The 26,428-nt window shown below is 64.1% G+C and carries 27 protein-coding genes; 9 read left to right on the plus strand and 18 right to left on the minus strand.

What is annotated here, in order from left to right:
* Positions 1-14 precede the first annotated feature (14 nt).
* Positions 15-1,550, minus strand: a complete 1,536-nt coding sequence (locus tag D002_RS0104760) for an L-lactate permease (RefSeq protein WP_026181523.1) — start codon at positions 1,548-1,550, stop codon at positions 15-17.
* 128 nt (positions 1,551-1,678) lie between these two features.
* A complete protein-coding gene (locus D002_RS0104765) occupies positions 1,679-2,905 on the minus strand; it encodes a bifunctional diguanylate cyclase/phosphodiesterase (protein ID WP_018140769.1) in 1,227 nt (408 codons plus the stop codon).
* A gap of 582 nt (positions 2,906-3,487) precedes the next feature.
* Between D002_RS0104765 and D002_RS0104770 the strand changes: the two genes are divergently transcribed.
* Positions 3,488-4,729, plus strand: coding sequence for an HD-GYP domain-containing protein (locus tag D002_RS0104770; RefSeq protein ID WP_018140770.1), 1,242 nt, complete (start codon positions 3,488-3,490; stop codon positions 4,727-4,729).
* An 81-nt stretch (positions 4,730-4,810) separates the two neighbouring features.
* Here the strand turns inward: D002_RS0104770 and D002_RS0104775 are convergent, their stop codons facing one another.
* From D002_RS0104775 to D002_RS0104785, 3 genes are all read right to left on the minus strand, one after another.
* Entirely contained in the window at positions 4,811-5,923 is a 1,113-nt protein-coding gene (locus D002_RS0104775; RefSeq protein ID WP_018140771.1) for a flagellin, read from the minus strand.
* A 129-nt stretch (positions 5,924-6,052) separates the two neighbouring features.
* Positions 6,053-6,670, minus strand: a complete 618-nt coding sequence (gene msrA / locus D002_RS0104780; RefSeq protein WP_018140772.1) for a peptide-methionine (S)-S-oxide reductase MsrA — start codon at positions 6,668-6,670, stop codon at positions 6,053-6,055.
* Positions 6,671-6,858: 188 nt separating this feature from the next.
* Complete coding sequence (locus tag D002_RS0104785; RefSeq protein ID WP_018140773.1) at positions 6,859-8,151, minus strand: PAS domain S-box protein; 1,293 nt, start codon at positions 8,149-8,151, stop codon at positions 6,859-6,861.
* A gap of 99 nt (positions 8,152-8,250) precedes the next feature.
* On the opposite strand from D002_RS0104785, the gene D002_RS0104790 reads away from it, so the two are divergent.
* On the plus strand, positions 8,251-9,144 hold the full coding sequence (locus D002_RS0104790; RefSeq protein WP_018140774.1) for a hypothetical protein: 894 nt from the start codon (positions 8,251-8,253) through the stop codon (positions 9,142-9,144).
* 149 nt (positions 9,145-9,293) lie between these two features.
* On the opposite strand, the gene D002_RS0104795 is transcribed toward D002_RS0104790, so the two are convergent.
* The 5 genes from D002_RS0104795 to D002_RS0104815 form a co-directional block, all read right to left on the minus strand.
* The gene (locus tag D002_RS0104795) at positions 9,294-10,352 is read right to left on the minus strand and encodes an oxidoreductase family protein (protein ID WP_018140775.1); all 1,059 of its coding nucleotides are present in this window, start codon (positions 10,350-10,352) and stop codon (positions 9,294-9,296) included.
* Positions 10,352-10,633 carry an MliC family protein gene (locus tag D002_RS0104800; protein ID WP_026181525.1) on the minus strand — a complete coding sequence of 94 codons (282 nt, stop codon included), beginning with the start codon at positions 10,631-10,633 and terminating at the stop codon, positions 10,352-10,354. Before D002_RS0104800 ends, D002_RS0104795 begins: the two co-directional genes overlap by 1 nt.
* 236 nt (positions 10,634-10,869) lie before the next feature.
* Complete coding sequence (locus tag D002_RS0104805; protein WP_018140777.1) at positions 10,870-11,274, minus strand: hypothetical protein; 405 nt, start codon at positions 11,272-11,274, stop codon at positions 10,870-10,872.
* Positions 11,275-11,553: 279 nt separating this feature from the next.
* Positions 11,554-12,282, minus strand: coding sequence for a hypothetical protein (locus tag D002_RS0104810; protein ID WP_018140778.1), 729 nt, complete (start codon positions 12,280-12,282; stop codon positions 11,554-11,556).
* Positions 12,283-12,289: 7 nt separating this feature from the next.
* Positions 12,290-13,846, minus strand: coding sequence for an EAL domain-containing protein (locus D002_RS0104815; RefSeq protein WP_018140779.1), 1,557 nt, complete (start codon positions 13,844-13,846; stop codon positions 12,290-12,292).
* Between the two features lie 134 nt (positions 13,847-13,980).
* Here D002_RS0104815 and D002_RS13700 point away from each other — a divergent pair, with 134 nt between their 5' ends.
* Positions 13,981-14,187, plus strand: coding sequence for a hypothetical protein (locus D002_RS13700; protein WP_155996114.1), 207 nt, complete (start codon positions 13,981-13,983; stop codon positions 14,185-14,187).
* Here D002_RS13700 and D002_RS0104825 read toward each other — a convergent pair.
* On the minus strand, positions 14,184-15,140 hold the full coding sequence (locus D002_RS0104825) for a pentapeptide repeat-containing protein (RefSeq protein ID WP_026181526.1): 957 nt from the start codon (positions 15,138-15,140) through the stop codon (positions 14,184-14,186). The two genes, D002_RS13700 and D002_RS0104825, sit on opposite strands and share 4 nt — an antisense overlap.
* An 84-nt stretch (positions 15,141-15,224) precedes the next feature.
* Positions 15,225-16,136 carry a patatin-like phospholipase family protein gene (locus D002_RS0104830; RefSeq protein ID WP_018140782.1) on the minus strand — a complete coding sequence of 304 codons (912 nt, stop codon included), beginning with the start codon at positions 16,134-16,136 and terminating at the stop codon, positions 15,225-15,227.
* A gap of 149 nt (positions 16,137-16,285) precedes the next feature.
* Here D002_RS0104830 and D002_RS0104835 point away from each other — a divergent pair, with 149 nt between their 5' ends.
* The 3 genes from D002_RS0104835 (at position 16,286) to trxC (ending at position 17,561) form a co-directional block, all read left to right on the plus strand.
* Positions 16,286-16,864 (plus strand): hypothetical protein, encoded by a 579-nt coding sequence (locus D002_RS0104835; RefSeq protein ID WP_026181527.1) that lies wholly within the window; start codon positions 16,286-16,288, stop codon positions 16,862-16,864.
* On the plus strand, positions 16,861-17,025 hold the full coding sequence (locus tag D002_RS13705; RefSeq protein WP_018140784.1) for a hypothetical protein: 165 nt from the start codon (positions 16,861-16,863) through the stop codon (positions 17,023-17,025). Before D002_RS0104835 ends, D002_RS13705 begins: the two co-directional genes overlap by 4 nt.
* A gap of 101 nt (positions 17,026-17,126) precedes the next feature.
* On the plus strand, positions 17,127-17,561 hold the full coding sequence (trxC, locus tag D002_RS0104845) for a thioredoxin TrxC (RefSeq protein WP_018140785.1): 435 nt from the start codon (positions 17,127-17,129) through the stop codon (positions 17,559-17,561).
* Between the two features lie 14 nt (positions 17,562-17,575).
* On the opposite strand, the gene D002_RS0104850 is transcribed toward trxC, so the two are convergent.
* Together D002_RS0104850 and D002_RS0104855 are read right to left on the minus strand one after the other, a co-directional pair.
* Complete coding sequence (locus tag D002_RS0104850; RefSeq protein ID WP_018140786.1) at positions 17,576-17,956, minus strand: hypothetical protein; 381 nt, start codon at positions 17,954-17,956, stop codon at positions 17,576-17,578.
* A 62-nt stretch (positions 17,957-18,018) separates the two neighbouring features.
* Positions 18,019-19,011 carry an MDR family oxidoreductase gene (locus D002_RS0104855; RefSeq protein ID WP_018140787.1) on the minus strand — a complete coding sequence of 331 codons (993 nt, stop codon included), beginning with the start codon at positions 19,009-19,011 and terminating at the stop codon, positions 18,019-18,021.
* A 165-nt stretch (positions 19,012-19,176) separates the two neighbouring features.
* On the opposite strand from D002_RS0104855, the gene D002_RS0104860 reads away from it, so the two are divergent.
* Positions 19,177-20,616: a diguanylate cyclase gene (locus D002_RS0104860; protein WP_018140788.1), complete on the plus strand. Its 1,440-nt coding sequence runs from the start codon at positions 19,177-19,179 to the stop codon at positions 20,614-20,616.
* A gap of 45 nt (positions 20,617-20,661) precedes the next feature.
* On the opposite strand, the gene D002_RS0104865 is transcribed toward D002_RS0104860, so the two are convergent.
* The 3 genes from D002_RS0104865 to D002_RS0104875 all read right to left on the minus strand — a co-directional run bounded on the left by D002_RS0104865 (position 20,662) and on the right by D002_RS0104875 (position 22,691).
* Positions 20,662-20,985, minus strand: coding sequence for a hypothetical protein (locus D002_RS0104865; RefSeq protein WP_018140789.1), 324 nt, complete (start codon positions 20,983-20,985; stop codon positions 20,662-20,664).
* Positions 20,986-21,105: 120 nt separating this feature from the next.
* The gene (locus D002_RS0104870) at positions 21,106-21,849 is read right to left on the minus strand and encodes a class I SAM-dependent methyltransferase (protein ID WP_018140790.1); all 744 of its coding nucleotides are present in this window, start codon (positions 21,847-21,849) and stop codon (positions 21,106-21,108) included.
* Positions 21,850-22,007: 158 nt separating this feature from the next.
* Positions 22,008-22,691, minus strand: coding sequence for a TVP38/TMEM64 family protein (locus tag D002_RS0104875; protein ID WP_026181528.1), 684 nt, complete (start codon positions 22,689-22,691; stop codon positions 22,008-22,010).
* A 149-nt stretch (positions 22,692-22,840) separates the two neighbouring features.
* Here D002_RS0104875 and D002_RS0104880 point away from each other — a divergent pair, with 149 nt between their 5' ends.
* Both D002_RS0104880 and D002_RS0104885 read left to right on the plus strand, forming a co-directional pair.
* Positions 22,841-24,373, plus strand: coding sequence for an AAA family ATPase (locus tag D002_RS0104880; protein ID WP_026181529.1), 1,533 nt, complete (start codon positions 22,841-22,843; stop codon positions 24,371-24,373).
* A gap of 110 nt (positions 24,374-24,483) precedes the next feature.
* Positions 24,484-24,945 carry an RT0821/Lpp0805 family surface protein gene (locus D002_RS0104885; RefSeq protein ID WP_018140793.1) on the plus strand — a complete coding sequence of 154 codons (462 nt, stop codon included), beginning with the start codon at positions 24,484-24,486 and terminating at the stop codon, positions 24,943-24,945.
* A gap of 21 nt (positions 24,946-24,966) precedes the next feature.
* Here D002_RS0104885 and D002_RS0104890 read toward each other — a convergent pair whose 3' ends face one another.
* The gene (locus tag D002_RS0104890; protein ID WP_018140794.1) at positions 24,967-26,316 is read right to left on the minus strand and encodes a diguanylate cyclase; all 1,350 of its coding nucleotides are present in this window, start codon (positions 26,314-26,316) and stop codon (positions 24,967-24,969) included.
* Positions 26,317-26,428 lie beyond the last annotated feature (112 nt).

Below are 26,428 nucleotides of genomic sequence, written 5' to 3' on the forward strand. Positions count from 1 at the left end.
TTCGGCCGAGTCGCTTACCAGACCAGCGCCAGCAATCCGGCGCCCAGGCACACGACGATCACCGGGATGATGGTCTCGCGTATGACCTGGCCTTCGCGCGCCTGCAGCCCTGCCGCGGCGGCGGCCATGGCGATGTTGTGCAGCGAAATCATGTTGCCTACTCCGGCGCCAATCAGCTGCAGGGCCAGCACCGAGGGCAGGGTGATCGCCAGGGCATCCGCCGTATCCACCTGGAGCTGCGCGAACAGGAGGTTGGAGACCGTGGCACTCCCGGTCATGAACGAGCCCAGTGCCCCCAGGAAGGCGCTGAGCAGCACAAACGTCCCACCCAGCAGTTCGGCCAGGCCCTGTCCCAGTACCTGCGGCATGGAGGGTAGGCCCGCGGCATTTTGACCGGAGACCAGGAGCAATTGGGTTAGGGCAATAATGAACGCCAGTACGATGGCCGCGACGCGCAGCTTGCTCCAGGTGGCTACGACGGCCTCCCCTAGCGAGGCTCGACTCACCCGAAACAGGATCAGCGCCGTGATCAGGGCCAGGGCGAAGTAGAAATACGGCGTGTACAGCGGCGACAGGCTCTGGCCCAGTTCGATCCCGAGGGTGTCACCCGGTGACCAGCGCACCGATTGCAGGGCCTCGCGCAGCGGCATGATGGTGCGCGAGGCGCTGAGGGCCAGAGCCATCACGACAAACGGTACGAATGCCAGTAGTACGCGCCCGATCGGCGCCTGTTCCACGGACTCCGCCCGAGGCTGGTGGCTGGGAAGAAACAGCCCGCGGTGGGCCGCCAACGCGATCACGGCCATGGCCACCACGCCGCCGATAATCGAGGGTAGCTCCGGTCCGATCAGCCATGCGACCAGCAGATACGGGATGCCAAAAGCGAGTGCGGACAGGGTGGCGAACGGCAGGAACTCGCGGAAGCGTCCCTTGGCCTCGCCCAGTGTGGCGACCCAGGTGATGAAGATGGTGATGAAGATCGCGAGGACTGCGTGGATCATGGCCGTCTGGCGTACGGCTTCCTCAAGTGTCGCCTCCTCCAGCCCGAGGCCGGCAAACCCGATGATCACCGGGGTGCCCGCGGCGCCAAAGGGCACCGCCGTGCTGTTCCCGATCAGCGCGATCGCGACCGCCTTGAGCGGTTTCATGCCGAAATACACCAGCAACGGGGCGGCCAGAACCGCCGGCGTGCCAAAGCCGGCGATGCCCTCGACGAATCCCACCAGACCCCAGCCCAGCAGCATCGCCAGGACGCGATGGTCGCGGGATACGCTGGCGATCACCTGCTGGATGGCGTTCATGTGCCCGGTCACGATCATCACGTTCAGCACCAGGAGTGCGAAGACGATGATGAGCAGGACTTCGACGAACACCACGGATGCATCCAGCAGGCTGGTCACGATGACCATCCCGCCGACTTCCCAGATGGCCACGGCCAGCACCAGCGTGGCCAGGTATGCCACGGGTGCTGCTTCGTACGCGGGCCGGCGCAGAGGCACCAGTAGTGCGAACAACACGACGAAGGGCACCAGCGTGAGCCAGAACAGCATCATTGGGATTTCCGCTAACAAGTGCCCCTAATGCTACCGCGCCCGGCCGTTAGTCGGTTGTACCTGACCATCATTCGCTTCAGCGCGGGGTGGGCGTATGCATCGAAATCTTGTCTCCCAAGAGGGAATTACTGGACTGAATGAAGGCGGCCCTTGTGCGGTTGATCGGAGAGCAGGAGGTACGGGATCTCGTCGGCCAGGAGGGGGCGGGCGAAGTAGTAGCCCTGTATACAGTCAAACTGCAGCTCTCGGCTGATCGACAGTTGTTCGCCGGTCTCCACCCCCTCGGCGATGGTGCGAAGCCCCAGCGATTCAGCGAGCAGGACAATACCGCGCGAGAGGTCACGAGCGGATGCAGCCAGGCCGAGCCCGGAGATCAGGTGGCGATCGATCTTGAGGATGTCAATGGGGAAGCGATTGAGGTAGGCCAGCGATGAATAGCCAGTGCCAAAGTCGTCTATAGCGAGCTGTACGCCCAGGGACTTGAGTTGGTTCAGGGCATCGGTGGAATCGTCCAGTGCGAGCACCGTTTCAGTCAGCTCGAGGTGTAGCAGATCGGGTGGCAGGTGATGGAGTTCCACTGCACTGGCGACGTGCGCAGCCATTTCCGGACGCAACAAATCCCGGGCCGAGAGGTTGATTGCCACGTGCCAGGGCGGGCGCCCATGTTCGGCAGCCAATGCCTTCCACGCGGTTGCCTGGCGACAACCCTCGTTCAGGGCCAGATCACTGATGTCGTGGATGAGCGCAGAATCCTCCGCTACCTCCAGGAAGTCTGCGGGCGCGAGCTCGCCCCGGATCGGGTGCTGCCAGCGGATCAAAGCCTCGGCACCCACATAACGCTCCTGCTCAAGCGAGTAGATGGGCTGGTAACGCAGGAAGAACTCGTTATGCCGCAGCCCGCGTCGGATATCGAGCTCCTGACGCATCCGCCGCAGTTCTTCGGTGACTGGGTGCAGGGCCGGGATTACCAGCCAGGCCATCAGCTGGCCGATGCCCACGAAGAAACCCGTGCGGGTTAACCAGCGCTCGGTTTCCTGGGCGATCCCAGCGCTGACATCCACAGGGGTGAGTGGCCCGGCCAGTACGCCGGCGACCAGGGCCACCGCGAGGGCGGCACCCGCGCCGAAACGCGCGGCGGCAAACAGGATGGGCACGTAGTAGAGATGCGGGACGATGCTGTCCGCGCCCCCGGCGGTGTAGACAATCACCCAGGACAGCGTCAGGCCGCCAATAATCAGCAGGCTAGCGCTCACGAAAGACATACCCACCCAGGCGCGCAAGGTGCTGCGCGCCAGATGGTCGGAGTATCGCGTGCCATTGCCGGAAGGCAGAGCCGAATGGACTCTGGGCATCACACCCCCTTTGGATCACTCCATGACCCGTTGCTGCATGATGGGCCGATGCCGCAGCTGACCCCCTTGAGGCGCGCCCGACCATCCCGTCTGGTGACCTCTGGAGCGAGTGTAGTGCATTCACCTGAATTCGTTTGTTCTTGCGGCTGCTGCGACTGGATCACTAGAGGTGCCGATACACCCGCCGTGAACTGCGTGCTGACGAAGCAAAGTTATCGCGTGACGTTAGGTTTCAGGAATCCAGCTACCAGTAGGGTATGGACAGGGCCCGGGCACGAGGAAGAGCCGTCTGGCCGAGAGGTGTACGCCCTCCACGTTGACTGCGGGCCGCAAGCGGATGGCCTCGGTGACGGTCGAGAGCCCGGTCAGTAGCAGGACGATGCCCTGATCGGCCAGGCCCGCCCCGCCAGTCCCGCCACCTTGATGGCCTTGCTGCTTATGTTTCTCCTCGTGAGTCCCGCCACTGCATCGTGGACTCTCGTTAGACGCCGTTAGCCGCGATTTGTGGGGTATTGGATCCGGCCTCATAATCCATGGTCCGGAGCGAGGCCCGGGCCTGTTGTCGCAATCTCAGAGCGTTGGATGCTGAAAAAGATCAAGGTGGAGCATGTCGTCCCCGGAATGTACATCCAGGAGCTTTGTGGCTCGTGGATGGAGCACCCCTTTTGGCGCACGCACTTTCTACTGAACGATCCGAAAGAGCTCGACACGTTGCGCAATAGCAGCATCCGCGAAGTGTGGATCGACACCGCCAAGGGCCGTGACCTCGAGGGTGCGGGAGAGGCTGTGATGGAGGCGGAACGCGAGGCCCAGGTCCAGGCGTCGTTGCAGGCCGCGGCAGCCGTGGAACGCCACCAGGAACCGGTCTCCACCGCGGAAGAACTGCAGCGGGCCGCCACGATCTGCCAGAAATCGCGGCACGCGATGACCTCGATCTTTGGCGAGGCACGCATGGGCCGGGCGGTGGATACGGAGCTGGCACGCAAGGTCGTTGAGGAGATTACCGATTCGGTGACCCGTAACTCCCGCGCCCTGGTGAGCCTGGCCCGTCTCAAGAACGCCGACGACTACACCTACATGCACTCGGTCGCGGTGTGCGCATTGATGGTCGCACTGGGGCGGGAGCTAGGGCTCGAGGAGGCGGAGCTCATGGCCGCCGGCGAGGCCGGGTTGATGCACGACATCGGCAAGGCCGCCATGCCGCTGGAGGTACTCAACAAGCCCGGCAAGCTGACGGATGAGGAGTTTGCCGTGATGAAGCGCCATCCAGGCGAGGGGTACCGTATCCTGCAGGCGGCTGACGAGGCCCTGCACCCGATCACCCTGGATGTCTGCCTGCATCACCACGAGAAGGTGGATGGCTCGGGGTATCCCGAGGGACTCACCGACGAGCAGATCAGCCTGTTTGCTAAGATGGGCGCGGTCTGCGACGTCTATGACGCGATCACGTCCAATCGCCCGTACAAGAATGGATGGGACCCGGGCGAGTCCATCCGGAAGATGGCCGAATGGGCCGACGGGCACTTCGACACCAAGGTGTTCCATGCCTTCGTGAAGAGCCTGGGGATCTATCCCGTGGGATCCCTGGTGCGCATGGCGTCGGGCCGGATTGGGGTGGTCGTCGACCAGTCGGACGGGTCGCTGCTCAAGCCGGTTGTGAAGATCTTTTATTCCACCAGCTCTGGCTGCCGGATTCCTCCCAGGATCGTGGATCTCTCAGCACCTCATCACCAGGACGCGATTGCCGGGCGCGAAGATCCGGCCGCATGGCCATTCCCGGACCTTGACGAGCTCTGGTCCGGTTTGCCCGGCCACGCCGGGTAGGGAGAGCGGCGTTACCATCGTGGTTGGGGGCGACCCGTACTGGGTTTGGATTCAGTGCGGCGTCAGGACCGTTATGGCGTTTCAGGTGAGCAGCCGCAGGAGGGTCTGTGGGGCGAGGTTGGCCTGGGCGAGGACGGCGATGCCGGCCTGTTGCAGGATCTGGGCGCGGATCAGGGCGGCTACCTCGGTGGCGTAATCGGTGTCCAGGATGCGGCTGCGGGCGGCCGAGAGGTTCTCGCTGCTGATGCCGAGGTTGTCGATGGTCGATTCGAAGCGGTTCTGGACCGCACCGAGCTGGCTGCGCCGGGCGTTGATCTGATCCATGGCCCGGTCCAGGCGGGCGAGGGCATCGGTGGCTCCCTGGGCCGTGCTCAGGTCGATGGCGGTGAGGTTTCCGCCCACGGTGTGCGTAGCTGAGAGGTTGAGCGTGTTGAGCGCCGCATCGCCGCTGATGGTGATTGCTTCCTGCGCCGTGATCTCCAGACGCCCGTCCTGGGTCGCAAAGGCCCGGCTCGGGGACGCGAGTATCCGGTTCACGGCCGTTGCCAGTTCCTGTGCCGAGTGGTAGTCGCCGTCGGGTACCGCGATCTCGTTGGCGTCACGGATCTGGATGCGGAAGTCGCCGTCGACGGTGACGGGTCCCGTTTCGAACAGGCTGGTGAGATCCTCGGTACGGGCGGAGGCGACTGCGCCAAGATCCTGGGTGCGCATGCCGCTGCCCAGGCCCACGGCAAGGGTTTGCCCGGCGTTGGCGCCGATCTGGAAAAACGCGGTGGGCGCGCTACCGTCAAGTAGGGAGCGTCCGTTGAATGTGGTCTGCGTAGCGACCCGGTTCGTCTCGGCGAGAAGCTGCCGGGCCTCCTGATTCAGGGCTTGGCGGTCGGAGGGCGACAGGGTCCCGTTAGCGGCTTGCAGGGCCAGCTCGCGTATGCGTTGGAGGTTGCCGCCCATCGACCCGAGTGCGCCTTCGGCGGTCCGCGCCAACGCGATGCCGTCCTGCGCGTTGCGCATGGCCTGATTGAGGCCGCGAATCTGGGTGGTGAAGCGTTCGCTGATCGCAAGACCTGCGGCGTCGTCGCGCGCCGAGTTGATCCGGCGGCCGGAGGCCAGGCGTTGCAATGCCACCTGCAAGGCGTCCTGAGAGAGGCGCAGGTTACGCTGTGCATTCAGCGACAGGAGATTCGTGTTGATCACCAGGACCCTCGCAGCCCGCGACCGCGGCCTACCCCGGTGCCACGCCGCCGGGAACTGTAGCCGGAACTCTCCGGATACAGTTGGTTAACGGCCGATTTGAGGCGAACTTTAGCGCGCGGGTGATGGGGGTTAACGCTCGCGTGGACGCTCGTTCGGCGGGCCCCAGAGCGCGTGCAGGCGTTCCTCGCGGCCGCACTGCGCCACATAGTCGGCATAGCGTTCCGGGTGCTTGCGGTAGTAGTCCTGGTGCACATCTTCGGCCCGGTGGAAGGGTTTTGCGCCGAGGATTTGGGTGGCGACCGGCCGGTCGAACCGTTGCGCGCGGGTGAGTGTGTCGCGTGAGGTTTCGGCAATCGCCCGCTGCTCGGCATCCTGCGCAAAAATGGCGGTGCGGTAGTGAGCGCCGCGATCACAGAACTGCCCATGGGCATCCGTCGGGTCGATGCTGCGCCAGAAGATATCCAGGATCTTGGCGTAGTCGATACGTGACGGGTCGTAGACGATGCGTACGGCCTCGACGTGGCCGGTCTTTCCGGTCACGACTTGCCAATAGGAAGGATTGAGGGTGTGGCCTCCTGTGTACCCCAGTTCGGTCTCGAGGATTCCATCGCGCCCGTCAAAGGGCGGCTGCATGGACCAGAAGCAGCCACCCGCCAGCACCGCTTGTACGGGCTCTTCTGCCTGGACCGGGGCGGTCAATGCGAGCAGCACGAGTGTGGCAAACCAAAATGCACGAATGATGGGCATGGGGTTTATCGAAGGATGCGCTATAGGATATCGGACCAGGACTTGGAGGAAAGGTGCCCATGCTCCGATCCGTTGACGGTCAGGAGCGCGCACTGTCGTGTGGGGCCGAGGTTTTTTCGCGGGTGGTTCCCCCTTGCACAGTCTGGATTACACCGGCGCCGGTGAGTGACGAGTAAAGAGGGCTAACCTTACGTGCGAATATCGTGAGGGATCGAGGAGACGGATTCCACCACGAGATTCGCGCCTTCGCGGATCTCGTTAACGATGTCCTGGACGGCCTTCACCTGCGTGCCGGCCTGTTCGGCGACGCTGCGAACGGTGTCGATGCGATCGGCGATTTCGCGGGTACGGTCCAGATTGCCGTTGAGTACCTCGGCGATACGGGTTGTGGCTTCACGGGTGTTGGCGGCGAGCTTGCGCACCTCTTGGGCGACCACGGCAAAGCCGCGTCCCTGCTCGCCTGCGCGTGCCGCCTCGATCGCGGCGTTAAGCGACAGCATCCGGGTGGTCTCGGCCACGGTGCGGATGGTCTCGATGATGGATTCGATGTCGCGCGCCTCGGCGTTCAGGCGCTCGACCGCGTCCTGGGCCGCGCGGACTTCGGTGCGGATCTGGTCGGTGTGTTGGGCGTTCAGCCGCAGCGACTCTTCGCCATTGTGGGCGCTTTCCGCGGTCTTCCGGGCCATGTCGTGGGCGACAGACGAGGCCTCTCGGGTACGCTGCGCCGTATGCACGCTGGCGGTGATGTCGGTCGCGAACTTGATGACCTTCTCAACCCGGCCCTGCGGGTCGAGGATCGGGTTGTAGGTGGCCTCTAGCCACAGCTCCTCGCCGCTGGCCTTGAGGCGTCGGAATTTGCCGCTCATGAACTGGCCGCGTGCCAGGCGTTCCCAGAAATCCGGATGATCGCGATAAAAGGCGTCGTCGCAGAAGAGGCGATGGTGTTGGCCCTGGATCTCTTCGAGGCGATAGCCAACCGCCTCAAGGAAGTTGTCGTTGGCCTTGAGGATCTCGCCCTCCGGGGTGAATTCGATGACCGCCATGGACCGATCCAGGGCGGTGAAGACCGCCGCCTGGTCGCGTAGCTGCTCCTGTTTCTCGGTGACGTCGTAGGCGATCTTGGCGATCTTTTCCACCTGCCCCTGAGCATTGCGTACCGGGAAATAGGTGGCCTCCAGCCATAAGGTTTCGCCGTCATGCGTCACTCGCGGGAAGGTACCGGACTGGGACTCCCCGGCCGCCAAGCGGCGCCAGAAGTCGCGGTACTGCATGGAGCGGGCGTACTCGGGACTGCAGAACATCCTGTGGTGCTGGCCAAGGACCGCCTCGCGTGGATGCCCTACAGTCTTGAGGAACAGATCGTTGGCCTCGAGGATCTGGCCGCGTGGGGTGAATTCAATGTACGCAACGGCCTCGCGGATGGCCTCGAGCACAGGGGTATTGGCTTCGGTGGTTGGGGGGAGGGCAGAAATGGATGACATGACGAGCTCCTTGGACAAGGGATACGGCACTCGCCGTTGCAATGAATGTACAGTACTTGTACAAGTAAAGTACAGAAAGTGTATTCAGGGAGCCAGGTGATGATCAAGCGAATCAGGCAAGGGGGGTGGATCACGGTGCTGGGGTTAGCACTCTCGGCCCTGATGGCCGGGTGCGGCGGAACTTTCCCGAAGGCCGATGCAGACCGGCCCGTAGAAGATGGCTTCAGCGCACAGACCCTTTTTCAACAAACACTCGCGGCGCACGGCGGTGACCTGCGCGAGTACGAGGGTGATCTGAACCAGGCAACCGATGGCGAGTGGGGGCGCTTGATCCAGCGTATCCAGCCGTTGGTTGCAGATGGTGGGTACCGCGGTCAGGGCGAGGAGCGCTATCGTCCCGCGGACGGCCTGTACGCGATTCATTACACCGGTCCCGAGGGCACCAAGACCGTGATTCGCGGCGACGGTGACTTCCGGGTGTACTACGACGGTGAGCGCAGCGACGACCGCGAGAAAATCCGGGCGAGTGCGATGACCACCGATGCGGGGGAGCTCTTCCACTACGGACCCAGTTTCGTGAAGCATCGCGCTACGGCCATGGAGCGGCTGCCGAACCAGCGTGAGGGCGGTATGGAATATCGTCGTTTGCTGGCCACGATCGAACCGGGGTTTGGTGAGGCCGAGTCGGATCAGGTGGTGATGTGGATCGACCCGGAGACCGACCTGCTGTATCGCGTGCATATCACCCTGAACGGTTTTGGTCCCACGCAGGGGGCGCACGTCGACACCACCTTCCTCGAGTATGACGAGATCGCGGGTTTCACCCTGCCCACGCGCTTCGAGGAACGGGTGCGCGGGCCGCTACGCCTGTTCGTGCACGAATGGTGGGTGACCGGTCGCGATGCGGATCGCGGCTGGGAGGCCCGTGACGTTCGCGGCCCGGAGTTTTCGGGCACAGCCGCACCCGCCGCGGGGCATCCCGAGGCCCCCTGAGGGCAGGGTGCATGCCATAATCGCTACGCGATGAGCGAAGCTGAAAACAAACTGACGGAAACCCAGCATGCTGCCGATCTGCAGGATGGCCCGGACCGAACGCTGTCTGGGGGTGATGGCTGTGACTGGGGGAGCTGCTCGGCCGAGCCTTATTGGCGAGAGGTAGCGGAAGACCTCGAGTCTATACCCGACCCGGACCCTGGTCCCGACGAGGCATCATCGAACGATCCGGACGCCTGAAAGCGCCGCACGGTCGCGAGGGCCGTGCGGCGGCTGTAGTCGTGAATCTTCCAGTGATCGGGCATCCAACCCACCAGGAAGCGGTAGAAGTCGGCCTGGGCGATGGGAAACAGGCTGCGCCACTCACGTTCGATCGCCTCAACATCCCAGTTGCCATGACGCTTGCGCAATGCCTGGCGCAGGGTGGTGAAGTAGTCGTCCAGCAGCCCGGGCTCCCAGGTCTCCTGTTCGTGTTCGTCCAGGCAGCTCCCGAGGAAGTAGGCCACGTCGCGCATACCGCAGCCGCCCCCGACGTACTGGAAATCGACGGCCGCGACGGCATTGCCTTCCGGTGCAAAACAGAAGTTGGCGACCTTGGCATCGCCGTGCACCAGCGAGCGATAGCGAGCGCCGGTCAGAGCGGCGTCGAGCGCGGCCGCGGTTTCGCGGATCGTGGCGTCCTCGATCGCGGCCCATTCGTCCGGGCGGGTTGCCAGATGCCAGTAGCTCCCTTCGGGCCACAGGCCCTCGGGGTTGACCCCCATGAAGCGCGCGTGGAAGCGTGCGAGCCAGTCGAGACAAAGTCTCGTTTCGACACGGGTCAGGTGGTCCTTGCGCAACGGGAAGCCGCTGGCGTCCAGGTCTTCGAGCAGGATCAGGTGTTCATCACCGTGGGTGGCAGCGGCCAGGCACTCGGGTAGGCGGTTATGGGCGCCGCACGGGCCGGCCCAGTTGCGGTACCAAGCCATTTCGACCTGGTAGGACTGGACCTTGCGCTGATGCGAGCGGTCGTTGCTCCAGCCGCGAGGGTGGTCCAGCTCGTCCGGGAAGACGATGTGCTTGAGGATCACGGCCGGCCGTTTGGCCCCTTCGAGGCGGTAGCGGACGATCTCGCCATACCCGCTCCAGAGCGTCTGGATCACGTGTTCACGGACTGCGTTGCGGGCCCCTGTGGACTGCAACACGAAACGGTTCGCGGCGTCCGCCATCACCGATCGGGCAGGGCGCGACAGCTCCAGAACACACCCACCATCTCGAGCATGGCCGCATCGTCGCGGGTCCAGAACACGATGTCGTCAGTCGGGTTGGCGTAGCGCCCGCCGTAGGCGGTCTCGGTGGCCTGTAGCCGGGCGCGGGCACCGTTGAAGGCCAGTATCGCCTGCTCGCCTTCGAAGGTTGCGGTGAGTTCCGGCCCGTACGCGCAGACGTAGGCGACCTCGCGCGGGGTGTCATCCCCGCGTGGCAGTGCGCTGCAGCCGGCTGCCAGCATGACCCCGGCGATCATCATTATTTGTGCGCGCACGTGTGCTCCCGAGCTGATATGGCCGTACCGGATGATGCCGGTCCTGTGGATGTCGTGGTGCCTGATACTCGCGCCCGTCATTTTGGCCATCAAGGCCGGGTTCTGGACCTCGGCGAAAGACGGCGCCAAAAGGGTTTTGGATCCGCGAGGCACGCCCAGAGTCTGGCACATAGGGCTGGAAGTTTCGGGAAATACGGGTGGACTTAGTGGCTACTGCGGTCGTCAGGTGAGCCTTCGAGATCCGATTCGGAGTCGTTCAGTGGATCGTGGTCATCGTATTGCCGGCGTAGTTGCCGGTCGTGTTCCGCAGGGTCGGTGATTGATCGGTCGGTCTGCACGTTGCGCACTACGAGAAAGGTCCACAGCGAGGCGAATGCCCAGAGGAACAGGCCGATTGCGAGTGGGAAGCCTCCGTAGTCGGAAGCTTCGGGCAGCCCGGTCACCAGGGCGTAGGTGATGGAGGCGAGCGCGGTGGCCCAGACGATGGCGATCGGCGCCGCACAACTGTGAGCGGCGGCGCCGTAGCGGTAGGCACCGACGGGTGGCAGGACCAGTCCAAGGAGGTAGTAGAGGGCGGGCTCCCGAGTGGGGTCGTGCAGGCTGGTCATGTCTGTCTATACCCCTAAGGGTGTGCAGATCGTCTGAGTCTGGTCCGAACGGGCGGGATTTTCCAGCTCGTGACATTCCGTATCCGGCAAGAATCGGGGCAGGTCACGGAATCGCGGTCTTCCGGGGGCATGCGTTCCACCCAGTCATCAATGCTGGTCCGGCCGAGCAGCGCCTCAATCGAGTGGCCAATGTAGGCAAATCTGCGCTCATGGCGTGACAATCCTTTGCCATCGCCTACGGGGCATTCTTGGAAAGGGCGAAAGGTTGGAGGGGAAGCCTCAACCCGCAGCCAGGGGCTGAATTCGCAGCTCGATGCGCGGGGATGTCGTCGTAGTGTCGGTGTCGACGGTATGGGACTCCGAGTCGTTTACACGGAGCACCAGGCGCTCAGGGGCCACGCCGGTTTGCTCCAGTCGGCGACCGGCGGCGAGGGCGTCGTCCTCCGACCTCTGGGGATCAGATTCTGACGCACCCAATGCGTTGTCATGGGCAATCACGGTGATCAGGCTGGCACGAAACTCGTCGAGTACCCGGCCGATGGTGTCCAGAGTGCGCTCGTGATCTTCCGGAGTGGCGTCGGCCGAGAGTTGCACGCGGATGCCGGGATCCTGATGGTGAATTGCGACGTCCTGGCCCGCGAGTTCCTGGCGCAGTCGGGCTCCGAGTACATCCATGTAGTAGCCGAGGCGGTCGGGTTCCAGGGTCTCGTGGCCGCTTGTGCGCAGGGCAGTCTGGCGTTCGCTCTCGGCGGTCTCCGTACGGGCGATTTGCAGACCCTCGTCGAGTTCGGCGGGCGGGTCGGGGTCGGCTTCCGGGCTGGCGTTGGGGGTAGCCTCGGTTTCCGCCGGAGACGCGGGGGGGGCGGACGCTTGGGGTTCGGGGGCTGCGGGTTCGTCGACCTCTTCCGATCCGACTGGCAACAGGGCACAGCCGCTAGCCGTCATCGTCAGCAACAGGGCGGCGGCCAGGTTGCGTGCTGCGGTCCGGGATACTCTGGCTGGGGTCATGCTCTCCTCAGTGTTGTTGGCACCAGGTGCTGAAGGCCTCGGCCGACAGGGGGCGACTGAAGTGGTAGCCCTGACCCCCGTCGACGCCCTGTTTACGCAGCCAATCCACCTGGTGGGCCGATTCGACGCCCTCGGCCACGATGTGCAGATCGAGGGAGCGCGCCATCTCGATAATATGCCCGATGACTTGGCTGGTGACTGCCTCGTGGGCAATGGCATCGGAAAAGGATTTATCGATCTTCAGTGTATCCAGTTCGAAGCGTTCGAGGTAGGCAAGACTGGAGTATCCCGTTCCAAAGTCGTCGACCGCGATCCGATGGCCGCGGCGGCGTAACTCGCGCAGGCGTGTGCGCACCTCGTCGCTATTCAGGAGCGAGCGCTCGGTTAGCTCCAGCTTGATGGAGTGCGGTTCAATGCGAGCCTCGCGCAATGCCGTGCGCATCGCATTGCCGAAGCGATCAGAGGCGAGGTCCTGACCGGTAATGTTCAGGTTGATCGACAGCTCGGGGTGATCGCGAAGGGTGCCGGCCTGGTCGCGCAGGATCGCCCGCAGGATCGCCAGGGTGAGATCGGTGGCCTGGCCGGTGTCCTCGGCGAGGGGAATGAAGACATCCGGCTGGATCGTTTCGTCGCCCTCGCGGTGCCAGCGAGCAAGGGCCTCGGCACCCCGACAACGGCCGTCGGCAAGGTCCACGATGGGTTGGTATGCCACGCTAAGCCGGTCCTGCGCGATGGCCTCGCGCAGTTCGCTGGACAGGCTCAGGTGGCGACGTAGGTAGTGCAGAACCAGGAGCAACCACAGGACGACCAGGAGCAGGCCGAACACGCCGGCCACGACCAGCGTCGGGAGGTAGCGGTCCCAGAAGGCCGCCAGCGGCTGTACGGCGATAACATCAATCGGGAATAAAGTCCCTAGCGAGAAACGGCTGACGATACGGCTCTGCGAACGATCGACGGAAAGGCCTGGGTTCGCGTCGTCGAGTGATGGCAGCTCGGCATCGTGAGGGTGGCGGCTCATCGGAAGCCCCTCCACCCACAGTCCAACCTGCTGCGAGTCCAGCAGGCCGGGACTCATCAGCAGGCGCGGATCGATGGCGACATCGTGCTGGCCAAACCGCATCAGGAATAGCTCCACACCCCCCACGGCCGTGTCCGCACTGGGCCACCAGGCAATCACCCCGGTGTCATAGATGCGGCTGGCACGTGGTGGGGTCAGGGCATCGCCCTGCACGAACCCGGCGCCGCACTCCCGTTCGGCGGCTCGCCAATAGCCGATGGCGCGCACGTGGGGGCGGGCCATCGCCGCGTCCTGCAACTGTTCAAGGTGCTCGGGAGAGCAGGGTTCGAGTCCCAGTTGATTCAGGTGGTCCAGCAACTCGTGGGCATCGACTAAGGCCGTTTCGGTCTGCTCCCCCAGTCGCTGAGACAGGTCGGCGAGGCGTTTCTCTTCGGCGACGACGGATTCCTGCCACAGGAACCACCCCAACGCCGTAAGCGGCAGCAGGATTCCCAGCAGTGCCGCTGCGGAGATCGAGATCAGGACCTTGTCGCGTCGGGTGATCATGGTGGCCGTGGAAGAAGCGAATCATTTGGATATTAACATGCGGTTGGGTGGATACCGGCTTAGGCCCGAAGCATTCTTGCCGCGCTCTGGCCGGTCTATCCTTGGGATGAGGCCTGATCTCTTGGGGGTGTCCCATGAACGCACGTTTGGAGCAGCGACCGTCCCGGAAACCATTGGATCCAGCGGCTGAACCGCTCCATAGTCGCCTCAGTATGCACGAGGGCGTGACCGCGGCCTGTGACTGTTGTTCCTGCGAGGCGGAGCCCTACTGGGTCGAGGTCGCCGGCGAACTCGGGATCGAGCTGGACCCGGTCCAGGGTGTTCAGGGGCGCGAGGACTAGTCGCAGGAACCGATGGAGTTGCGGGCGCAGAAACGCCCATCAATCCAGATGCTGCGACCCAGGTGCGCCCCGTCCAATCGAGCGCCAGCAATATCTGCGCCGGTCAGATTGGCGTGTTCAAGATTGGCATTTTCGAGGTTGGCGCCGGTCAGTCGGGCGTTGATCAGGTCGGCACCCGTCAGGTTCGACGCACCGAGCTCTGCTCGGTCCAGGGCCGCCAGGGTGAGGTCGGCGAAGCGCATGTCGGCATCGGTCAGCCGTGCGTCGTGCAGGCGGGCCCCGGCCAGGCGGGTATTGTGGAGCGAGGCCCCGCGCAGGTCGGCTTCGCGCAGGTCGGCCCCGGCCATGTCGCAGTAGTTCCAGTTCACGCCCGGTGCGGCGGGCTGGTCGCAGTCGGGGCCTGGGTCCTGTTCGAACTGCAAGGCAAAACCGATCAGCACAGCGAGTGCAATCACCACGCTGGCCGCCCCTGCGATCCAGGGACGCGGGCCGTGCATCCACTGACTCCAGGGGGGGAGGGGGCGCTGCAGAATTTCGAGCCATTGCTGGCGGTGTACCAGGGTTTCCGGTGACTCGGGACAGCGCCGATCGCCCTTGCGACGCTCGCCGGTCTCTGCGGGTGGGTCGTCGTGGCGGCGCTCGCGGAGTCGTTCGTCTTCCCGCAGGCGGGCCTGTTCCAGGCGCTCGCGTCCCTCGGGCGTGTGCGCGTTCTGGAGCTCTTCGGGGATCAGGTGTGGGCGCTGGTCTATGCGCCACCAGGTTTCGCGGTCGAGGCTGACTTGGTCCCGGGGGTGGAGGCGCCCAAGGATCAGGAAGCGACCGATCTGACGCTGCGGGTAGGGGCCGCACACCTGCCCGTCACGGTGGGTGTACCACAGTTCGTAACGCCCCTCGCCGGATTCCGGTGGCGGGGTGTCGGGTTCATGCTGGGTATCCGGGGAATCGCTGCTCACGGAGTCCACGCGCTGGATGGTGCCGCCGCGTCCTTGCTGGCGGATGCCCGGAGTATAGGGCAGATCGGCGCAAGGGAACGTGGACTAGTTCGTGTCTCGCAAAGCGGTGAGTGCCGCACGCAGCTCTTCGGCTGCGGGCTCGGCGTTCGCCATGATTTCATCAATGCGGTTGAAATGGAGCAGGCGAATCGTGCCGGTGTCCGGCGCCAGGTACAGATCGGGTGGGTCCAGTCTGATCATGTGCCGGATAATGGAGCTCTGCATGATGCTGAAGCTCTTGAACAGGATGTCGGTGATGCCGAGGGACGCGGTATCGTTGTGTGCGCCCGTTCCGGACACGTCGACGGCGATGACGTAATCATGGCCGTTTTGGAGCAGGTTGTAGGGGAGTGGGTTGGACGCCCCGCCATCGATCAGGTAACGGCCATCGTCGCCCCGAACCGGTTCGAATAGGCCCGGTACCGCCATGCTGGCCTCGATCGCTTGGAACAGGTTGCCTTCGTCGATCACCACACTTTCACCGGTGTGGAGGTCAGTGGCAACGACCGCAAAAGGGATTCCCAGGTCACCAAAGTCGCGGGCGTCGGTATGCGCCGCGAGCAAGCGCAGGAACTCGCCGGAATCCATCAGGGCATTGCGCCCCAGCCGCAAAGGGATCAGGTCCAGGAGTCGGATGTCAGAGCGCGCCAATCCCGTCAGGGCGTTCAGTTCGGATCCGGCGAAGTCATCGAATATATCCAGGATTTCGTTGGCGCTCAGCCCGGCGGCGTAGAGACCGCCGATCACGGTCCCGATGCTGCTTCCGACGATGCGGTCGGGCTGGATGTCCAGATCGTCAAAGACTCGGAGCATGGCGATATGGGCAAGCCCAGTTGCGCCACCGGATCCGAGCGCCAGCCCGATTTCGTGCGGTAGCGGATTGCGCTCATCGGCTGTCGCGATGGTGGGCGTGACCAACAGGCTACAGGCCAGCAACACAACGGACGCGAATCTCATGGGATAGTGTCCTTTTGCGCAACACGCGATGGGTCTACCGTGAGCCTGAATCCGCCGGGGAGCAAGTGATGGAGCGACAAGAGAGGCTTGGTCCAGAAGGCTCCGGGGTTGCGATTCCGCGAGGCTTCAAATGGGCCTATCTCGCCTTTGTGGTCGTGTTGGTGCCGGTGTACGCGCTGGAACACGGCTGGCTTAACTTTCTGTGGTTCTCCAACGTGGCGTTATTGGGTGGGCTGCTGGCGGTCTGGCTGGAGAGCCGCCGGATTGCGAGCATGATGCTGGTGGCCGTGGTGCTACTGGAACTCGGCTGGGTCCTGGACTTTATGTTGAGCATGGTGATCTGGGGCTGGGCGCCGCTGGGGATTGTGCATTACATGTTCAACCCGGAGATTCCCCTGTTCGTACGCCTGTTGTCGCTCTATCACCTGCCGCTGCCGTTTGTGCTGATCTGGCTGGTGTGGCGGCTAGGCTACGACCCAAAGGCCTGGCGCTATATGGTGGTGCTGGGCCTGGGGGTCTTGTTGCTGACCTTCGTGTTGGCGACGCCCGAGCGCAACGTGAACTGGGTGCTTGGCCCTGGCGGCCAGGAACAGGCCTGGATGCACCCGGTAGCCTGGCTGATGGTGGTCATGGCGTTTTGTGCGGGGGTGTGGTGGGTCACCCATCGTTTGGCCAGTTGGCTGCTGTCTCGGTTCGGTCGCGCCCGTAGTCTGCAGGACGGGGCATGATCGAGACCATGCCTGTCGCGCGGGTCGGGCCGGTCGAACCGGGTGTGTTCCTGAGGCAGTACGAGGCAACGGCGCAGCCCGTGAACCTAGAAGAACTGACCCGCCATTGGCCGGCGCGGGCGCGCTGTACGGTGGACAACCTATTGAGAGATCACACCTAGGGAGACGCGGATTGAATTGCGCGTTCGCATTGATGCGGTCTTCTCGGCGTAAGATCAGGGGATAGGGTCGGTTTTCTTCTGGCTGGAACGGAGGTGCTGCCGTGAGTGACGCCCTGCATGTTGTCTGCCCGCACTGTGATGCGGTCAATCGCATCCCTGCGGCCCGTCTGGATGCGGGCCCGAAGTGCGGGCAGTGTCATCGGCGCCTTTTTACAGGCGAGCCGCTGGAATTGACCACAGCAAATTTCCGCCGCCACCTTGAGCGTAACGACATCCCGCTGCTGGTGGATTTCTGGGCGCCCTGGTGCGGCCCCTGCAAGATGATGGCCCCGCAGTTTCGCCAGGCTGCGAGTGATCTGGAGCCGATGCTGCGCCTGGCCAAGGTGAACACCGAGGCCGAGCCGGGGCTGGGCCAGCATTTCGGGATCCGCAGCATTCCGACCCTCGCACTGTTTCGCGGTGGGCACGAGGCAGGGCGTCAGGCGGGTGCGATGGGGGCGGCGGATATCGTACGCTGGGTGCGCGGCCGGTTATAGCCCGGGCCGGGGTTTCAGCTCATGCGTCGCCAGGCCTCGTGGCCACAGCTCATGCGTCGCCAGGCCTCGTGGCCACAGCTCATGCAGTGGTATTGCGCCTCGAAATGGCCCGGATCGTTGGCGAGTTCGCGGATGGTGCCTTCCTGGAAGGTGAAACTGCGCAGGGTGCAGCGCGGGCATTTCTCGACCGGGTCGCGGGGTGCTCGCGGTTCTGCGGGGGCTGATGGGTTCGGGGTCTCGCCGGACGCGGCCGCTTCTTCCATCGCCTGATTCAGGTCTCGGGTGAGTTCAGCAGTCAGGCGATGGGCGGACTCCGTTTGATCCGCGCGGGCCATGCTCTCCAGGTCAGCCAGGCGGTCTCGGATCTGTTTCAGGCGGGTTGCGAGTTCGTTCACGAGCGTCTCCAGAGTAATATGCCGAGCATAGCCGGTTCACGTGCGATTCAATCAGCGTCTCCCTAGTCCAGTCGGACGACCGTGCGGCCGCGGACTTGGCCCTTTAGGATCCGCTCGCCGTAGTGCGGCAGGTCGTCCAGGGAAATCTCAGTGGTGAGGGCATCGAGGTCGGCTCCGGGGAGCAGCTGCGCCAGGCGGCTCCAGGCTGCGCGGCGCCGCGGGGCGGGGCACATCACGGAATCGATTCCCAGCAGATTGATCCCGCGCAGCAAGAACGGCAGGACTGTGGTCTGGAGTTGCGGGCCACCGGCCAGGCCGCAGGCGGCCACCGAGCGGCCGTAGGCCAGGGTGGCCAGGACGTGGGCCAGCGTGTCGCCGCCGACACTGTCGATGCAACCCACCCAACGTTCGCGCAGCAATGGTTTGTCCGGAGCGGCCGCCAGTTCGTCGCGCGGGAGCACTGTGTGGGCCCCCAGCGCCTGTAGATAATCGGTGTTTTCCGAGCGCCCGGTGACGGCAGTAACGCGGTAGCCCAGCCGCGCCAGGAGGCGGACGGCAATGCTGCCAACCCCGCCGGAGGCACCGGTGACCAGGATTTCCCCGTCGTCTGGCTGCAGGCCGCGATCTTCCAGGGCCTGGATCGCCAGCATGGCGGTGAAACCGGCGGTGCCGACTGCCATGGCTTGGCGTGCGCTGTAGCCCTCCGGTTGCGGCACCAGCCAGTCGCCCTGGACACGGGCCCGTTGGGCATAGCCGCCCCAGTGTGTCTCGCCGACGCGGTAGCCGGTCAGGACCACCGGGTCGCCCGGTTGATACCTCGGGTCTTCGGATTCGAGCACGGTCCCGGCGAGGTCGATCCCCGGCACATGGGGGTAATCACGGACCAGGTTGCCCAATCCCTGCAGGATCATGCCGTCTTTGTAGTTGAGGCCGGAGTAGTGAACCTGAACCAGGACATCGCCCGCGGGCAGGTCTTCGATCGCGAGATCCCGAACCTGGGCCTCAGGTTGGGGGCTGCCCTGTTCCAGTAGCAGCGCCTTGAAGGTTTCGGACATGCGGGTGGGCCTTGTTCAGATGAGGCTGAAAAGCCTATCAGACGGGGGCATTCAGGGGCGAAAGTTGCTACCTTGGGGTCAGGTCGGAGATGCACAGAAGGGATTCGGTGTCGCCGCTGGCGGGCGCGCGGCCCGAGTTCATCGGTTCCCTTTGCGAGGACGGCTATGGCGGAACAGCAGCGCCCCACTCATTTTCATTCCTTGATCATTGAACATGCCCCGGTCTGGGTGAATACCCTGGATACCGAAGGGCGCATTACCCTGTGGAATCGAACCGCCGAGCGCATCAGTGGATACAGTCGCGAGGAGGTGGTCGGCCATAAGGGGGTCTGGGACTGGCTCTACCCGGATGCCGACTATCGCGCGGCGCTCATGGTCGAGGTGCAGGCCATCATTCAGGAAGGTCGGTCCGTGGCGGGTTTGGAGTCGGTCATTCGTACACGCAGCGGCGAGAAACGCACGCTGTCCTGGCATTCACAGCAGTTTTTCGATATCGACGGTGCCCTGCTCGGGGCGAGCGCGATTGGCGAGGACATCACCCAGCGCAAGCAACTGGAAGTGCGCGCGGAACAGCAGTATCAGCTACAGGCATTGGTGTCGGCTATCTCCGCACAGTTCGCGGATCTGGAGGCGAACGAGGTGGATTCCGCGGTAGCGGACGCGCTGCACCGGCTGGGTGAGTTCTTTCGGGTAGGGCGGGCCTACGTGGTGCGCTTCCGGCCGGATCTACAGGCAATGGATCTGGTGAACGAATGGTGTGCCCCAGGGGTTACGCCGTTTCTGGACGACATGCAGGACATCCCCATGGAGGCGCATGGCTGGGTGACCCGCCAGATCCGCAAGCGGCGCACCGTGCATGTGCCTGACGTGAACTCGCTGCCCGAGGTCGCGGCCGTGGAGCAAGCCGAGTTCCGGCGACAGGGGATCGAGTCGCTGCTATTGATTCCGCTGATCAGTGACCAGAACGCCTTCGGTTTTCTCGGGTTCGATTCGGTGGCCCAACGCCGCGAGTGGAGCCCGGAGCAGATTGCGGCTTTGCAAGTGGTCGCCGACATTATTGCCGGGACGTTCGCACGCAAGCAGGCGGAGTTGGAGCTTGCGCGCCAGGCCCGGGTGGATGGGCTGACGGGCCTGGCCAACCGGCGGGAGCTCGATGCCGTATTGGAGCGCGAATGCCGATCGCGGCGGGAGGTGCGGCTCGCACTGTTGATGATCGATATCGACCATTTCAAACCCTACAACGACCGCTTTGGGCATCAGCGCGGCGACGAGTGTCTGCGTCGCGTGGCCGAGGTGTTACGGAGCGCGGCGCATCGTCCCACGGACCTGGTGGCGCGCTACGGGGGCGAGGAGTTCGTCTGTATCCTTCCGGATACGTCCCTGGATGGGGCGGTGGCGGTGGCAGAACGCGTACGTGCCGAGGTCGAGGCGTTGAAGCTGGCCCATCCGGACAACGAGTTCTATACGGTCACGGTCAGTCTCGGCGTTTGTGCGATCGCGGGGATGGGGGAAGTCGAGCCGTTGGAGATACTGGAGCGAGCGGATCAACTGCTCTACCGCGCCAAGCGCGAGGGCCGTAACCGCGTTTGCGCGGAGAGGGTGTAGAGGAACGCCTGGGCGCTCCGCCGTCAGGCGGCGGGTGCGCGGACGCTATTCCTCGCCAGTGGCCCGAGTTGGGCGTTCGCGGAGGTCGGCGGAACGGCCGTCCCCACGTTCCAGCAGGGTCACGACGGGTGCCGATTCGCTGTCCTCGCTGACCAGTTGGTCACCCTCCATCCAGGGCGGCGGCAACTGTGGGCGCATATCCTGCACCTGAGCCAGGTTCGGGAATTCCACCTTGGAGAACAGCTCGGCGGCCGACTCTTGCGCTTGCGGATTCTGCAGGGTCAGCACGATGCCGGTGGCCAGCACCAGCAGGGAAAACTGGAAACGCTGGTCGCTATAGGTGGAACGGGAACGAAGCAGTTGGAGCATCGATGTTCTCTTTTAGATCTTCCTGGATACGACAGTACGCCCGGGCCGGGGTTTCGATCAAGCTGTCCCGGCGGCGTGCGGGGTTTTGCGGGCCCTGCACGCCCTGCGGTTGGGCAGGGCTCAAGCGGTTCTTCGGCACACCATGAAGATCTCTTCCACCCCGTCGGTGGGGACCATTCCGGGGTTGAGTTCCAGGGGCTTTTGCAGGTGCAGGCCCAAGGGCATCAGAAAACGATTGTAGACCTTCATGGCGACGTTGCGGTGGCGCCTCATGAACCACATGCCCAGGTCGTTGATCCACGAAGAGCGCGGCTTCATGCCAAAGATTGCGCTGTGTTCAATCTCCAGATGGTGGCGCGCCAGCAAGGCGATGAGCGCCTCCGGCTCGTAACGCCGATAGTGTCCCACGATCTCGTCGAAGGGCGTCCAGTATTCCGGATGCAGCGGGGTCGACAGGAGGACGGTGGCCCCCGGTGCCGCGACGCGGGAGAGTTCGGACAGGGCCGCCTCGTCGTCTTCGACATGCTCGACGATGTCCAGGGCGCAGATCAGGTCAAAGCTGTCATCGGCGTAGGGAAGGGCCGAGATAGGGGCCGTTCGGGTCACTCCGCCTTCGCGCTTGAGCGCGGACAGGGCGGGACGGCTGATGTCTACAAAATGGGTATTGGCGATGGGCAGCCGTGGACGCATTCCTGGTCCAACCTCCAGGCGCCGGGCATGTGAGTCCGCCAAACCCGAGACGAGATCCCAGGTATTGAAGCGTTCCGGACCAACCAGACGCGCATCGGCCCACAGGCCGTCGTAGAAGCGCTGGTTGATGTCACCGATGTCTGGCTTTTCGTGCGAGGCGGGGTCGTGGATCACATGGGACTCAAGCTTGTATGTACCTGAGCAGTGTAACGAACCTGTCCGGGGACCACAGGATGCCTGGCCAGTGCCGGGCTGTTCGCGCGACACCGTTCGCGTTTTTCGCGCGGACTGACGTGGAGGGCGGTGGCCAATCCGGTCAGGAGTGTCCTTGTTCAGGAGAACCGCCGCTGGATCTGATAGCGCAGGGCGGCCCCTAACAGGAGCAAGACCGCGAGTACGAACAAGGGCAGCAGGGCATGTGGTTGCAGGGCCTCGTCCGCTTTGAGGGCGTCGGTGGCGCCCTGCACGGCCATGACGTAAACCGACCATTTGATGGCGAGCCCGACGGCAGCGGCCAGCATGAACCAACGTACGGGGAGGCCCAATGTGCCTGCCGCGTAGTTGACCATGGCGTGGGGGAATCCGGGGAGCACACGGAGCGCGATCTGCGTTGCCAGGCCACTGTGCCGCCGCAGGAATTTCGCCAGCCAGGGCCCATCGCCGCTGCGGCGATCGGCCTTTCGGGCCAACCGGGCTGACAGCCGGTAAGCACCCCACGCCCCGCTCAGGCTGCCCAGAAGCAGAAGGCTGACCGCGACGATAGGTGGATGAAAAGGGGCGATCAGCCAGAACATCAGCGTCCCGGGTAATGCAAACGTCAGCATCAGGGTCATCAGGACCACGAGCCCGGCTGTGGCCCAGGGTCCCCCTGCGAGGGCCTCGCCCCAGGCCAGCATGCGGACCGGATCCCCGATCCACAGGGCGATTGCGATCCCCAGTCCGATCAGGAACACGAGGAGACCCTGGCCGATGCGAGTAGAGGTCGCTGGAGGGGTGCGGGGGTGGGGGGATGACATCGCAGGCCTCTTGCAGGGCGGAACCATTGGTTCAGGGTAGCCGACACCTTTCCGCACCATAGTGTGTCACTCGTTTACGGAGTGGATATCGTTACACTCGAGTACGATTTGGGAATGGGTTAGGCCCGGCCCGTATAGGGAAAGGTGTGTTGGCGACGAAGCTGCAGAATCGGACGGCCCACAAGATTTTGCGTGGGCTCAAGTCGCGTTACCCGGTGTTCTATTTACTAGGCTGGGACGAGGACCGGATGGAGCGGTTGCTGCGCTCGGTCGCACGTTCGTTCTATGGCGAAGACGGCCACCTGGACGTCTGGTCAGCCAGCCACGGGTTTGGCGAGCATGACGATCCGGATACCCCAACGACGGATCCGCTGGCGGCCGTGGCGCGGGTGGCATCTCGCGAAACCGATACGCCCCGCATGGTACTCCTGAAGGATCTGCCCACCTGGTTCGAGGACAATCCGGCCCTGGTGCGGGGAGTGCGCGACCTTTATTACCAGTTGAAGAAGGGCCGTAACGTGGTGTTTCTCAGCTGCCCGCTGCTGAAGCTCCCCGAGATCCTGAAGAAAGAGGTCTTCCTGGTCGAGGTGGAGTTGCCCTCCGAGGAGGAGGTGCTGGAACAGCTGGAGGACACACAGGGCGCCGCGGCGATCCCCCGTGATCAGTTGTTCCGGCTGGCGGCCGGGATGCGGGGTCTGTCGCTGAATGAGGTCGGGCATCTGAGCGCGCGGCTATTTCGCGCCAAGGGCATGGACGAAGCCGAGATGCTGGCCGAGATTCAGGAGGAAAAGGGGCAGATCCTGCGCAAGGAGAGTTGCCTGGAGTTCTACCCCCCGCAGCAGTCGCTGGATCAGATTGGCGGGCTGGAGAATCTCAAGGAATGGGTACGTACCCGCGCCGACCTGTTTTCGGAGAAGGCCTGGCGCGACAACGTGCCGCTCCCGGCCGGGGTGCTGTTCATGGGGGTGAGTGGCTGCGGCAAGAGTATGGCGGCCAAGGCGATCGCCAGTGCCTGGGGTCTGCCGCTAGTGCGGCTGGATATGAGTCTGGTGCTGTCCGGCAGTTTTGGTACGCCGGAATATGCCTTTGCCCGCGCCACCCGTATCGCCGAGGAAATCGCGCCGATGGTGCTGTGGGTGGACGAACTGGAGAATGCCTTCGGCTACGACAGCCACTCCTCGGGTAGTGGTGGCAACGCAAACATCTTCTCCAGCTTTCTGACCTGGCTACAGGAGAAATCGCCGCGTGTGTTCGTGGCGGCCACCGCGAACCGTATCCAGCAGCTCCCGGCCGAGCTGATGCGCAAGGGCCGTTTTGACCAGCTGTTCTTCCTCGACCTGCCGAACGTCGATGAGCGCAAGGAGATTCTGCGCATTCACGTCGCGCGCCACGGCGGGAGTCTCGAAGATTTCAACCTGAACTACATGGCGGCCAGCACCGAGGACTGGAGCGGCGCCGAGATCGAACAGGCCGTGAAATCGGCCCGCATCGACGCCTATCAGGAAGGACGGGCATTCAACCAGCGTGACGTGGTCCGCAACGTGATCAATACCGTGCCGCTGTCGCGGACCATGGTAGAGCAGATTCGCGAGATCAAGAGCTGGGTGTTCCAGCGCGCGATCAACGCCTCGAAGCCGGAGGCGAAGGGGGCTGCAGCGGCCACGCCGAAGTCGCCGAGCTGATTACGATCCCCCGGCGAGGGGCTCGGAGTGACCTCCCTGCGCCTGTACTCCGATCAGGGGGTGGAGCCGTGGCCCCATGATCCAGCCATGAGGCTGGTGGAGGAATGCTTATGTGGCGCAATCTTTTGCTCGCGATGGCTCTCGCAGGGGCTTTGGCGGTCGGCGGCTGTGCAACCCATCAGGGCTCGCAGGAGCAGGCCGGAATGGTGATCGGCGGGGTGTTGGGCGGAGCGCTCGGCTCGCAAGTCGGGTCCGGCCGAGGACGTACCGCGGCGATCATTGCCGGCACGCTTGCGGGCGCGGCGATCGGCGGGTCGGTGGGGCAGTCCATGGACGAGGTCGACCGCATGAAGACGGCCCAGACCCTCGAGAGCGTGCGTACCGGCGTGCCTTCGCAATGGGTGAACCCCGACAGCGGTCACCAGTACACCGTGGTGCCGACCCGAACCTACGAGACGACCGCCGGCCCTTGCAGGGAATACACCATCGATGCGGTGATCGGTGGGCAGAAGGAGCAGGTGTACGGTGCGGCCTGCCGCCAGCCGGATGGCAGCTGGCGTATCCAGGGCTGATCGCCGGGCGGTGTGCGGGGTTCAGCCCATGGGTTCCGGTGCCGGTTGTCCCGATCCGGGCGACGCGTCCTGCCCATTGCGGTCCGCGTTTAAGTTCAGGGTCTGCGAGACGACGCGATCCCGGCCTTCACTTTTTGCCTGGTAGACCGCCTGGTCCGCGACCCGGAAGAGGTCGTTCATGCCAACCTCGCTCCCGGACGGACGGCTGGTCACTCCGAAGCTCCCGGTGATCGTCAGTCCGGCGGGCTGTAGCTCGCGAAGTTGCTGGCGGAGTTCTTCGGCGCGGGTGTGGGCGTCGAACAGATCGCACTCGGGCAGGATTAGCAGGAACTCCTCGCCACCGAAACGCAGGGCGACGTCCTGTTCCCGACCGGTGGTACGCAGAAGCTCGCCCACGCCAACCAGGACCTCGTCGCCGACCAGATGGCCGTGCGCGTCGTTGATCTGCTTGAAGTGATCGATATCCAGCAGGATCAGGCTTAGGGCCATGTCTTCCTGGTTGGCCTGGTTGAAGAAACGCTCGGCGCATTCGGCCAGCACGTTGCGGTTGCGCAGGCCGGTGAGCGGATCAATCATCGCCAGGTCGTAGAGCTTCTTGCGCTGACTCTGGACCTCCTCGAACAGGCGCTTGTTGGCCAGGAGGTTTCCGATGCGGGCGCGTACCTCGTCCTCCAGTACCGGCTTGGTCACAAAGTCGTTCACGCCGAGCCGGAACAGCTCGGCGCGGCGGTTTTGGTCGTCGAGGCCGGACATCGCGACGATCGGCATGCTGGTCTTGTCGGGGAATTGCTGGCGCAGACGGCTTACCAGCCCCATGCCACTGATTTCGCCTTCAACCAGGATGTCGCTGAGGACGAGATCGTAGGCTTCCTGTTCGAAGGCCTTCAGGGCCGCGTCCGCGCTTCGGTAGTGTGCGACCTCCAGCCCCATGCCTTCGAGGATGCGGATCATCACGCGGGCGACGGTAGGGCTGTCCTCGACATACAGCAGGCGCCCCTCGTGGGCGTGTTCCACCGGTCGGCCATAGTGGGCGGCCTGGTGGAACAGGTCACGAATATTGGTCTTGTCGTGGACATCGGTGGCACCGGCTTCGAAGGCCTCCCGCCGCATGTCGTGATCCTGCGTGGAGGTCAGCAGGATCAGCGGGAGATCATGCCCGGCTGGCTTGGCTCGCACTTGACGGCAGAACTCGACGCCGCTCATGTCCGGCAGGGTGATGGAGGCGCAGACCAGCTCGAGGTCGTTCTCCTCGATACGGGCAAGGCCCTCGGCGCCGGTGCTGGCCATGATCGGCTTGTGGCCAGCAGCCAGGACCATGCGGCTCCAGAGGGCCCGAAACACGCGCGAGCGATCAACGACCAGGATCTTCATGCGTCAGTGTGGCCCCGGATTGCCGAGGATGGTGTGCCTGTCGGGCGGGGTTTGGATCCCTTCATGCGCGTCCCTGACTCCATTCAGCGGTCGGCGAGCAAGCCCCGATGAT

Source organism: Thioalkalivibrio sp. ALJ7 (assembly GCF_000376865.1).
Taxonomy (GTDB): Bacteria; Pseudomonadota; Gammaproteobacteria; order Ectothiorhodospirales; family Ectothiorhodospiraceae; genus Thioalkalivibrio.